This is a genomic window from Burkholderia sp. CCA53, assembly GCF_001685525.1.
Taxonomy (GTDB): domain Bacteria; phylum Pseudomonadota; class Gammaproteobacteria; order Burkholderiales; family Burkholderiaceae; genus Burkholderia; species Burkholderia multivorans.
In genome coordinates this window covers 239,713-248,564 of the sequence record NZ_BDDJ01000003.1, presented here as the reverse complement: position 1 = coordinate 248,564, position 8,852 = coordinate 239,713, and the positions used below count along the sequence as shown (strand labels likewise).

General features: G+C 70.5%; 10 protein-coding genes. 3 read left to right on the top strand and 7 right to left on the bottom strand.

All coding sequences use genetic code 11. The features are described 5' to 3' along the window. Positions 1-24: 24 nt before the first annotated feature. Positions 25-258, bottom strand: coding sequence for a hypothetical protein (locus BCR55_RS27905; RefSeq protein ID WP_227747517.1), 234 nt, complete (start codon positions 256-258; stop codon positions 25-27). A 121-nt stretch (positions 259-379) separates the two neighbouring features. Here BCR55_RS27905 and BCR55_RS27900 point away from each other — a divergent pair, with 121 nt between their 5' ends. Then, positions 380-1,624, top strand: coding sequence for a phosphatidylserine decarboxylase family protein (locus BCR55_RS27900; RefSeq protein ID WP_053298974.1), 1,245 nt, complete (start codon positions 380-382; stop codon positions 1,622-1,624). A 55-nt stretch (positions 1,625-1,679) separates the two neighbouring features. Here the strand turns inward: BCR55_RS27900 and BCR55_RS27895 are convergent, their stop codons facing one another. From BCR55_RS27895 to BCR55_RS27875, 5 genes are all read right to left on the bottom strand, one after another. Further along, positions 1,680-1,904: a hypothetical protein gene (locus BCR55_RS27895; RefSeq protein ID WP_012217893.1), complete on the bottom strand. Its 225-nt coding sequence runs from the start codon at positions 1,902-1,904 to the stop codon at positions 1,680-1,682. A gap of 254 nt (positions 1,905-2,158) precedes the next feature. Further along, complete coding sequence (locus BCR55_RS27890; RefSeq protein ID WP_006405111.1) at positions 2,159-2,491, bottom strand: DUF1488 domain-containing protein; 333 nt, start codon at positions 2,489-2,491, stop codon at positions 2,159-2,161. Next, entirely contained in the window at positions 2,488-3,057 is a 570-nt protein-coding gene (locus BCR55_RS27885) for a type 1 glutamine amidotransferase domain-containing protein (RefSeq protein ID WP_006398946.1), read from the bottom strand. Before BCR55_RS27885 ends, BCR55_RS27890 begins: the two co-directional genes overlap by 4 nt. Before the next feature lie 320 nt (positions 3,058-3,377). After that, positions 3,378-3,740 (bottom strand): hypothetical protein, encoded by a 363-nt coding sequence (locus tag BCR55_RS27880; RefSeq protein WP_035488535.1) that lies wholly within the window; start codon positions 3,738-3,740, stop codon positions 3,378-3,380. 83 nt (positions 3,741-3,823) lie between these two features. Then, a complete protein-coding gene (locus tag BCR55_RS27875) occupies positions 3,824-4,207 on the bottom strand; it encodes a hypothetical protein (protein WP_006405109.1) in 384 nt (127 codons plus the stop codon). Positions 4,208-4,361: 154 nt separating this feature from the next. Between BCR55_RS27875 and BCR55_RS27870 the strand changes: the two genes are divergently transcribed. Further along, positions 4,362-4,718, top strand: coding sequence for a DUF3175 domain-containing protein (locus BCR55_RS27870; protein ID WP_065497199.1), 357 nt, complete (start codon positions 4,362-4,364; stop codon positions 4,716-4,718). A 39-nt stretch (positions 4,719-4,757) separates the two neighbouring features. Then, entirely contained in the window at positions 4,758-6,077 is a 1,320-nt protein-coding gene (locus BCR55_RS27865) for a cation:proton antiporter (protein ID WP_065496982.1), read from the top strand. Between the two features lie 6 nt (positions 6,078-6,083). Here the strand turns inward: BCR55_RS27865 and ligD are convergent, their stop codons facing one another. After that, positions 6,084-8,837: a DNA ligase D gene (ligD, locus tag BCR55_RS27860; protein WP_065496980.1), complete on the bottom strand. Its 2,754-nt coding sequence runs from the start codon at positions 8,835-8,837 to the stop codon at positions 6,084-6,086. Positions 8,838-8,852 lie beyond the last annotated feature (15 nt).

Here is an 8,852-nt window from a genome sequence, read left to right as displayed (position 1 = left end):
ACGCGCGGCGTCGCCGATCGGCGCTCACGACCATTCTTCGGGCGGCAACGGCGCACCGTCCTCCTCCCAATGCGCATCGCCGGCGCCGCGCGCGTCGTGGCCGGCCGTCAGCGTGCCGTGCGCGGCGCCGTCCTGCGGCCGCCGCTTGGCGCGCGACGCATGCGCGCGCAGCCGCGGGCGCGTCGGCGCGACCGTGCGCGGGCCGTCGCGGCGCGTCTCGCCCGCTGCCTGCTCGTTCGTCTGCTGCGTATTCGACATCGCCTTCATCATTGCCTCCCGGTTCGTGGGTGTCGATCGCAGCGATGCCGCAATTTCGGTGCCGTGCACAGGCAGGCCGATTGCTACACGAGCACGATCGAGACTCGCTCCCGGAGGTGACATGCCGAACAACGACAACGACACGCAAGCGGGCCGCCGCCGACTCGGCGGATGGTTGGCCGGCGAGGAAAAGCACATGGCCGCGTTCCGCACACGCATTGCCGCGGACGCGCGCGCACGGGCCGGCGAACGGCTGCGCACGCCGGCCGTGCAGGAGCTCGCGCGACTGTTCGACGATCACGCGGTGCTGCACATGGGGCTGTCGCGCGCGATCGACGAGGCGCTCGCGACGGGCCGCGACCTCGGCTACCGGTCGATCGGCGAGCTGATGACGGTGATCGACTATCTGATGACGTACACGCCGCCCTTCAGCGAATCGAGCCTGATCGTGTGTCCGCTGAACGCGTTCCTCGACTGGCCGATGTGCATGCCGTCGGGCCGCGCGGTATTCCGCGACGCGACCGTCAACGCGCATCTGAAGCGTGTGCTGAACGTCTGGTGCGATTTTCTCGGCGGTCCGCACTCGCGCGACCACCTCGTGACGACGGCGCCCGACGGCTGGCTCTGCGAAGAAGCGCGCAAACGGATCGGCATGTCGCAGTTCCAGTACCGCGAGGATCAGCCGCACTGGGGCTTCGACTCGTGGAACGACTTCTTCACGCGGCGCTTTCGCGCGGGCGCACGGCCGGTGGCCTCACCCGACGATTCGCACGTGATCGTCAGCGCGTGCGAAGCCGCGCCCTATCACACGGCCACGAACCTGCAGCTGCGCGACCGGTTCTGGATCAAGGGGCAACCCTATTCGCTGCGCGACATCTTCACGCCCGCACGGCTGCCGCTCGCCGAGCACTTCGTCGGCGGCGATCTCTACCAGGCCTATCTGGCCGCGTACAACTACCACCGCTGGCATGCGCCGATCCGCGGCACCGTCACGCACGCGTACCGCATCGACGGCACCTATTACTCGATCGCCGACGTCGAAGGCGAAGACCCGTCCGGGCTCAACGATTCGCAGGGCTACATGACGGCCGTCGCCACGCGCGCGATCGTCGCGATCGCCAGCGACGATCCGGGCCTGGGCACGGTGGCCGCGGTCTTCGTCGGGATGGGCGACGTATCGTCGTGCGTGATCGAGGTCGTGCCGGGGCAGCGCGTCGAAAAAGGCGACGAGATCGGTTATTTCCAGTTCGGCGGCTCGACGTACTGCCTGCTGTTCGAGCCCGGCGTGATCGATCGCTTCCTGCATGCGCCGAGCGACGATGCGCCGCCCGTGCAGGTCAATGCCGCGGTCGCGCTCGCGCGCTGAACATGCATGCGGCGCGCTCCCCAGGGCAGCGCGCCGCATGCGATCGAGCCGGTCGTCACAAACTGTTGTCGTTCGTATAGCCTCCGCTGCCGCGCTGCACAGAGCGCAGGATCGACAGTCCGTCGGGCGTCAGCTCGGGCCGGCGCGCGCCGGACGCGTCGCTCTGCATGACGACCAGTTGGCGTTCGACGAGCGCGACGATGTCGTCGCGATCGAGCTGGATTTGTTCTGGTGCGCGCTGGACCAGAAACAGCGCGGCAAATTCGTGAGCAGTCAACATGCTCGTCTCCCCAATGACGGCGTATTTTCCGATGCGGCGACGCCGCAGTCGCGGCCGGCAGTGCACCTGCCGGATTCGGTGACGACATGCATGAAGCATGCCAATGCGAGCCGCGCGCACTGCATCGGCCCGGCCGAGCGCGGGGCGGGGTCGAATCCGCGTCCCGCGCGCTGCCGGTGAAAAGTTTTCAATGACGTGTAACGGCCGGACGACCGCGATGCACGGCACACGCTCAACGCGCGCCGTGCACGGGGTCAGGACCGTGGTGCGTGCGACGTCGCCTGACGCGCGAGCGCCGCGGCCGCGCGCCGCTGCACGCGGAAATAACCGCTATGCAGCACCGCGCCGCCGTGGCCGTCGGCGACCACGTCCGCGCAGGCCTCGGCGATGCGCTGGCGGCCCCGTTCGAACGCCTCGCGCAAGTCGGCCTCGAGCGCCGAGCGCGCACCGAAGTGATCCTCGAGCGCTTCGGCCGTGATCGCGCACTCCGCCGGTACGCCGTCGATCTCGACGACGAACTGCAGCTGCAGCGTCGCGCCGTCGAACACGGGTGGCGGATCGCCCGCAATCGTCGCGCGTGTGCTCATGGGCGCTCCCGCGGCGCATGCGCGCGGTCGGCCGCGAGGCATTCGATCAGCGCGCCGTTGAACGCGTCGAGATCGTCGGGCTTGCGGCTCGTGATGAGATTGCCGTCGCGCACGACGCGCTCGTCGACCCACTTGCCGCCGGCGTTGCGGATGTCGTCCTGCAGGCTCGGCCAGCTGGTCATCGTGCGGCCGTCGACGAGCCCGGCCGACACGAGCAGCCAGCCGCCGTGACAGATCACGGCGACCGGCTTGTCGGCGCCGATCGCGGCCGTCACGAACTCGCGCGCGGCGGGAATCATCCGCATCGCGTCGCCGTTCACGACACCGCCCGGCAGAACGATCGCATCGTAGTCGCCCTGCTTCGCATCGTCGAACGTATGGTCCACCTTGACGCGTGCACCCTTGTCGACGTGCCGGAAACCCTGGATCTCGCCCGGTTGCTGCGAAATCACGTCGACCTGCGCACCCTCGGCGCTGAGCGCACGCTGCGGTTCGACGAGCTCGGCCTCCTCGAAGCCGTCCACGGCGAGGATCGCGACCTTGCAATTGGCGAGTTTGCCGCTCATGAAAAACCTCCATGCTGGTTGCGGCACCGATCGTGCCGTCACCCGACAGCAGCAATCGACGTGCCACGCCCGGTGCGCTATCCCGCACAACGCGCGCATCGGCCTGGGCTCGGGCTTCGCGAGCGACGCGCAAACCGCTCTCCGACCCTGCCGGCGCGGCGCGCGCGGCGGCTTCCATCGTTCACTGCAAAGATTTCAACGGCATGTAACAGGCAGGTTGCGCCCGTGTGCGGGCTCTCGCGTGCGACACGCGCCGTCGCAATGTGTCGCAGCATCGAGACAGTTTCGCGGCCGCGGACACCCGGCGGACACCCTGCCGGTCACTGCAGACGCGTCGCGACGTCGAGCATCGCGTCGGTCAGCTCGACCGTCAGCGTCTGGTCCTCGTCGAGGTCGGGCAGCCGTTCGAGCATGGCCTGCACCGAGTCGTGCAGCATCGCGTGCACGCGCATGCGGGCGCCGTCGTCGAGGTCCGCATAGCGCTCCATCGTGTCGCAGTCGAGCGCGAGCACGACCGAGTGGCGCACGGCGTCGGGCGGCGCATCGGGCGCGATCGCCCACGCCGCATGAAACGTGATCCTGCCGGTCGCCACGTCGAGGTGCACGGTCGTGTTGAGGTCGTCCGCGTCCGGGTCTTCGTCGATGTCGTACGGCTCGATTCCGATTCGGGGGTTCGATTGCATGATGTCCTCCTGCGTGGTCGCCGCGCCCGCCGCGGCGGGCGTCGGCCATCGCGCCGCGCCGGCCGCGAGCCGGCGCGACATCGTCAGTAGCCGCTGGAATCGGCGCTGCCCTGCCCGCCGGCACCGCCGCCGCCGGAGCCGGTCGCGCCCGGCGAGCGGCCGTTGCCGGCGCCCGCGCCCTTCGCGCCGGGCTTCGCGTGGCCGCTCGCGCCGCTGTGCGAGGACATCGCGCCGCGTCCGCCGTCCGACTGCTGCATGTTCGGCGGCGGCGGCGCGGCCGTATCGCCATTGCCGGTGTAACTGCTCGAGGTGCCGGCCGACAGCGGCGCGCCGGAGCCGTGATCGGACTGTTGCGAGTTCTGTGCCAGCGCCGGGCTCCCGGCGGCCGCGGCCGCGAGCATGGCAGCGGCCGCGCAGCCGAGCACGCGGCGCGCCGGGGATTTCGTTGTGGATAAGGCTGACGTCATGACGGATTCTCCGTAACGGAAATGAAGTATCTGCCCCGTTTCTTCAGCAAGGCCCATGCCGTCAGTGGCTCGAATGCGCGCGTCGTGCGCCGACCGCGGCCGGCACGCGAATTGCGGGCCGTCGTCGCATACGCCAACGACGGAGCGTCATGCAATGCCTTCTTCCTCTCCGCCGCACGCGCGCGGCAAACGCCTGACGCGGCGTGCGGGCCGCGCGCGCAGCACCGATCGCGGCCACGCGACACGCTGGTCGGCCGACGTCACGCGCGACAGCGACGCGCTCGACCTCGAACCCGACATCTTCAAGTCCGACGATCCGGGCGAGATCGCCGCGTCGCTGAAACGCTCGGCCGAGCGCAGCCGCCGCCGCAACGCGACGCCGTTCCAGTCGGCGATGTCGATGCTGAACTTCTACGTGAACCGCGCGGGCCGCAACCTGCCGAAAACGCGCCGCACGACGCTCGAGCGCGCGAAGCGCAAGCTGCGCGAAGCGTTCGGCCGCAAGCCGTGACGCACGCGTGCGCCTGCCTCCCGTTTCCGGACTGCACGCATGCATGAAACGCTGTGGTATCTGATCACCGGCGCGGTGCTGATGGGCATGGGCATCGCGACGTCGGCGCTGCGTCATCTGCCGTGCAGCACCGCGATGATCTATCTCGTGCTCGGCATCGCACTGGGCCCGGCGGGCGCCGGACTGCTGCACGTCGACATCGAACACGACGCGGCGCTGCTGCGGATGATCGTCGAGATCGGGCTGCTCGTGTCGCTGTTCGCGATCGGGCTGCGGCTGCGCGTGCCGCTGTCCGATCCGTTGTGGCTCGTGCCGTGCCGGCTCGGACTGCTCGCGATGATCGTCACCGTGCCGCTGCTCGCCGCCTGCGCGGTGTTCGCGCTCGGCATCGCCTGGGCGCCCGCGCTGCTGCTCGCGGCGATTCTCGCGCCGACCGATCCCGTGCTCGCGCACGACGTGCAGGTGCACGACCCCGGCGATCGCGACCTCGTGCGCTTCGCGCTCTCCGGCGAAGGCGGGATGAACGACGGGATCGCGCTGCCGTTCGCGCTCGCCGCGCTCGCGCTCTGCGGTGCGCCGGAGGCGACGCACGGCAGGGCGCCGCTGTCGCTGTCGTTCGCGCTCGCGACCGCCTGGGGCATCGTCGGCGCAGCGGCGATCGGCGGCGGGCTCGGCTGGATCACGACGAAGACGATCGGCTGGCTGCGCATGCGCTACGCGCAGGCGCTCGGCTTCGAAGGCTTCTTCGCGCTCGCGCTGATCGTGCTGTCGTACGGCGCCGCCGAAGTCGCGCATGCGTTCGGCTTCATCGCGACGTTCGCGGCCGGCGTCGCGATGCGCCGCGTCGAGCATCGCGCGAGCGGCGACCGCGATCCGCGCGAAGTGATCGGCCAGGTCGACTCGGCCGACGTCGTTGCAACCGAAAAGGATCCGGACAAGGCCCATGCGTTCATGGCCGAATCGGTGCTCGGCTTCACGATCGAACTCGAACGCATCGCCGAAGCGGTCGTGATGACGATGGTCGGCAGCGTGCTCGCGACGCTGCCGGGCCCGCTGATCACGTGGCGCGCGCTCGCGCTGGCCGCGCTGCTGTTCGTCGTCGTGCGGCCGCTCGCGGTGCGGCTCACGCTGGCCGGCTCGCGCGCGACGATCGCGCAGCGGCGGCTGATGGCCTGGTTCGGCATCCGCGGCATCGGCTCGTTCTACTACCTGCTGTTCGCGCTCGAGCACGGGCCGACCGATACCGTGCGCCCGCTTTCGGCGCCGGTGCTCGCGGTCGTCTCTGCATCGGTGGTCGCGCACGGCATCTCGGCGACGCCGTTGATGAACTGGTATCACCGCCGGCAGCGCCGGCATTGACGGCGCTCAGCGCGCGGCGAGGCGCGTGCGCATCGCGGCCGTGATCCGCTGGCGCGTGCCTGCGTACGCTTCCCACGGATCGTGCTCGAGCGCGTCGAGCCGTTCGTGCACGGTGTCGATCGTCCACTGCGCGCCGCCCGTCGTGGCCGGCACTTCGTCCCAGTCGATCGGCACCGACACGCCCATGCCCGGCCGCGCACGCACCGAGTAGGCCGCGATCGTGCTCGCGCCACGCCCGTTGCGCAGATAGTCGATGAAGATCTTGCCGCGCCGGTGACGCGGCCCCATCGTCGCCGTGAAGCGGTCGGGCAGCGCGCCCGCGATGTGCTGCGCGACCGCGCGCGAGAAGTCCTTCATCTCGTCCCAGCCCGAATGCCGCGTGATCGGCACGACGACGTGCAGCCCCTTGCCGCCGCTCGTCTTGCAGAACGACACGAGGCCCAGCTCGTCGAGCAGCCCGCGCACGAGCTGCGCGGCCTCGATCATCGTGCGCCACGGCAGCGCGGGATCGGGATCGAGGTCGAACACGATCCGGTCCGGCCGCTCGATGTTCGACGCGTGCGCGTTCCACGTATGCAGTTCGATCGTCCCCATCTGCGCGGCGCCGATCAGCGCATCGACGCTGTCGATCGACAGCAGCGGACCGTGTCCGGGATCGAGTCCCGGATGCTGCGTGACGAACGGAATCTCGCGGCGCTCCGCATGCTTCTGGAAAAACAGCTCGCCGCCGATGTCCTGCGGCGCGCGCACGAGCGACACCGGGCGGCCCGCGAGATCGGGCAGCGCCCACGGCGCGACGCGCTCCCAGTAGTGCGCGAGATCGATCTTGCGCGTGCCGCTCTCGCGATCGAGCACGCGTTCCGGATGCGTGATGCGGACCTGGCCGACCTGATCGGGCGCCGACTTGCCGCGTGCGGCGGGCGTGCGATGCTGCGCGCGTTCTTGCCCGCCATCGTGCGTGTCGGCGGCGGCGCGGCCGCGCCGCGCGGATGAGGTCGTGCGCTCGTCCATCGTGTTCTCCGTGGTGGGGTGGCGTGCGACTTCCCTGACGATCTGCGACGCCGGCTTGTCCTCGCGCAGCGCCACGAACGCGGCTTGTCGCACGATGCCGTCGCCGGTCCATTCCGCGAATTCGCATTCGGCGACGAGCGTCGGCTCGACCCAGTGGACGCGCGTGCGCGACCACCCTTGCGGCGGCGGATCGAACGGCGGCGACGCGCGTTCGCGCTCGCGCAGCAGCGGCGCGAGCTTGTCGAGCATCCGCGTGTCGAAGCCGGTACCGACACGGCCGACGTAGCGCAGCGGCGCCGCGCCGCGCGTGCGCTTGCCGTTCGGCGCCGGTTCGTGCACGCCGAGCAGCAGCGCGCCGAAGCCGTGGCGGCTGCCGGTCGGCTCCGTATAGCCGCCGATCACGAACTCCTGCCGGCGCCGGCATTTGAGCTTGATCCAGGCCGGCGAGCGTCCCGCGCGGTAGCGTGCGTCCGCGCGCTTGCCGATCAGCCCTTCGAGGCCCGTGTCGCACGCGTTCGCGATCAGTCCGACCGCATCGCTGCCGAGATCCGGCGAAAACCGCAGGCGCGCCGGATCGGCGTCGTCGAACAGCGGTTCGAGTTGCGCGCGGCGTGCGGTCAGCGGCGCATCGCGCAGGTCATAGCCGTTCAGGTAGGGCAGATCGAACACGAACAGCGTGACCGCATCCGACTGCCCGGAACCGAGCGCGTTCTGCAGCCGCTGAAAATCGGGCAGCCCGTTCTCGCCGAGCACGACCGCTTCGCCGTCGAGCCATGCATCGTCGACGTCGAGCCCCGCGAGCGCATCGCGCAGCGCGCGCAGCTTCGGCGTCCAGTCGCGGCCCTCGCGCGTCATCAGCGTCACGCGCCGCCGCGCGCCCTTGCCCGCGATGCGCGCGAGCATCCGGTAGCCGTCGAACTTCAGTTCGTAGCGCCAGTCGCCGTGCGTGGGCGGCGCATCGACGAGCGTCGCGAGCTGCGGCGCGACGCGCTCCGGCAACGGCGCGCGCACCGCACCTTCGACGCGCGACAGCGCGGGCGGCCGTTTCGCTTTCGTCGCGCGGGCGCGCGGCGCGTCGGTGTCGGTGTCGGCCTCCTTGCCGGCTGCCTTCTCACCGCGCCGGCGCGCCCGCGCATGCCCGTTCGCCGCGCGCCCGCGCGCCGCGCCGTCGTGCACGCTGCCGGGCTGCTGCGCGACGACGTCGTACGCCTCGGCGCTGCGCGCGTCGTCGTCGCGCTCCTTGATCAGCAGCCACTGCTCCTGCCGCCCTTCCTGGCGGCCGCTGCGCACGAGCGCCCAGCCGCCGTGCAGCTTCTCGCCGTCGAGCCGGAATTTCAGCTTGCCTGCGCGATAGCCTTCGCGCGCCTTCGCGAGCCCGCCCTCGGGCGTCCACGTGCCCTCGTCCCAGACGATCACCGAGCCCGCGCCGTAATGGCCGGCCGGAATCTCGCCTTCGAACGACGCGTATTCGAGCGGATGATCCTCGACGTGCACTGCGAGCCGCTTGACCGACGGATCGAAACTCGGCCCTTTCGGCACGGCCCACGACTTCAGCGTGCCGTCGAGTTCGAGCCGGAAATCGTAATGCAGGCGCCGCGCGTGATGCTCCTGGATCACGTAGCGCAGCGGATGCCGGCCGCGCTCGGCCGGCTGCGCGTCGGCCGGCGCGCGGCGGCGGCGCGTGCCTTCGGGTTCGGGCGTCGCGTCGAAATGACGCTTGCGGCGATACGGATCGAGCTTGCCGGCCATCGTGTCACCTTGCGT

What these genes read in the sequence shown, in the direction of transcription:
- ligD (WP_065496980.1), bottom strand. Translation starts at nt 8,837, where the DNA reads ATGGCCGGCAAGCTCGATCCGTATCGCCGCAAGCGTCATTTCGACGCG.
- BCR55_RS27870 (WP_065497199.1), top strand. Translation starts at nt 4,362, where the DNA reads ATGCCTTCTTCCTCTCCGCCGCACGCGCGCGGCAAACGCCTGACGCGG.
- BCR55_RS27875 (WP_006405109.1), bottom strand. Translation starts at nt 4,207, where the DNA reads ATGACGTCAGCCTTATCCACAACGAAATCCCCGGCGCGCCGCGTGCTC.
- BCR55_RS27890 (WP_006405111.1), bottom strand. Translation starts at nt 2,491, where the DNA reads ATGAGCACACGCGCGACGATTGCGGGCGATCCGCCACCCGTGTTCGAC.
- BCR55_RS27900 (WP_053298974.1), top strand. Translation starts at nt 380, where the DNA reads ATGCCGAACAACGACAACGACACGCAAGCGGGCCGCCGCCGACTCGGC.
- BCR55_RS27895 (WP_012217893.1), bottom strand. Translation starts at nt 1,904, where the DNA reads ATGTTGACTGCTCACGAATTTGCCGCGCTGTTTCTGGTCCAGCGCGCA.
- BCR55_RS27865 (WP_065496982.1), top strand. Translation starts at nt 4,758, where the DNA reads ATGCATGAAACGCTGTGGTATCTGATCACCGGCGCGGTGCTGATGGGC.
- BCR55_RS27885 (WP_006398946.1), bottom strand. Translation starts at nt 3,057, where the DNA reads ATGAGCGGCAAACTCGCCAATTGCAAGGTCGCGATCCTCGCCGTGGAC.
- BCR55_RS27905 (WP_227747517.1), bottom strand. Translation starts at nt 258, where the DNA reads ATGTCGAATACGCAGCAGACGAACGAGCAGGCAGCGGGCGAGACGCGC.
- BCR55_RS27880 (WP_035488535.1), bottom strand. Translation starts at nt 3,740, where the DNA reads ATGCAATCGAACCCCCGAATCGGAATCGAGCCGTACGACATCGACGAA.